Origin of the sequence: Bowmanella yangjiangensis (genome assembly GCF_017255015.1) — a bacterium.
Classification (GTDB): Bacteria; Pseudomonadota; Gammaproteobacteria; order Enterobacterales; family Alteromonadaceae; genus Bowmanella; species Bowmanella yangjiangensis.
In genome coordinates this window covers 1-855 of record NZ_JAFKCS010000340.1, presented here as the reverse complement: position 1 = coordinate 855, position 855 = coordinate 1, and the positions used below count along the sequence as shown (strand labels likewise).

At 68.8% G+C, this 855-nt stretch carries 1 protein-coding gene; it reads right to left on the bottom strand.

Translation table 11 applies throughout. From position 1 onward, the window contains the following. Positions 1–78 precede the first annotated feature (78 nt). On the bottom strand, positions 79–855 hold a 777-nt coding region (locus J0A65_RS24415; RefSeq protein WP_206596847.1), incomplete at its 5' end, for an ATP-binding cassette domain-containing protein.

The following is an 855-nucleotide window of genomic DNA, read 5'->3' as shown; positions in this document are numbered from 1 at the left end:
AAGTGATGTTCGGTCATGGCGGCATTCACTGGCGGCAAAGATCGGCATTGTAGACCAGAGCCCTCGGCCACTGGCGTTTCACAACACCTCGTGCAGCCAGCCAACGGCCGTCCACTGCAGGCGGTCGGTCAAGGCCAATGCGTCGAGAAAGGCGCCGTCATGGGAAATCACCAGCAGCGCCCCTCGATAGGCCCGCAGAAAGCGCTCCAGCGCCAGGCGCGAGTCGAGGTCAATAGAGTTGTCCGGCTCATCCAGCATCAGCAGTCGGGGCTGTGGCTCACGGGCCAGGGCCCCGGCCAGCGCCACCTTCAGGCGCTGACCGCCACTGAGCCTGGCACAGGGCAACAACGCAGCATCAGGGCCGATGCCCAGGTGATCCAGGCGGGTACGCAGCACGCTCTGCGCGCTGCCGGGTGCCAGGCGGTGCAGATGTTCCAGCGCCGACTCCTGCGGCGCCAAACCTTGCAGTTCCTGGTCGAGCAACGCCCAGGGTACCTCGACCCGACACTCGCCCGAGCGCGCTGCCAGGCGACCGCTGAGCAGCGCCAGCAGGCTCGACTTGCCGCAGCCGTTGGGGCCCACGATGGCCATCCGCCGCGAGCCGAACAGCTCGACATCCGGCAACGGCGCCGAGCCGAACGGCAGGCGCAGATCGCGCCAGGACAGAACCCGGCGTCCCGGCGGCAGCGGCGCCGCCTGCCCGTGCAGGGTCACCTCCCGTTCCTCGTCCAGCGCCGCTGCGGCGTCGCGCACCTGCTCGTCGAGCTTCTGGCGCTGCGCCTGCAAGCGCGTGGCAACGCGCCCGGCGCTGCTCTCGCTGCGGTTCTTCTGCATGCCCAGGAGGATTTTCGCCTG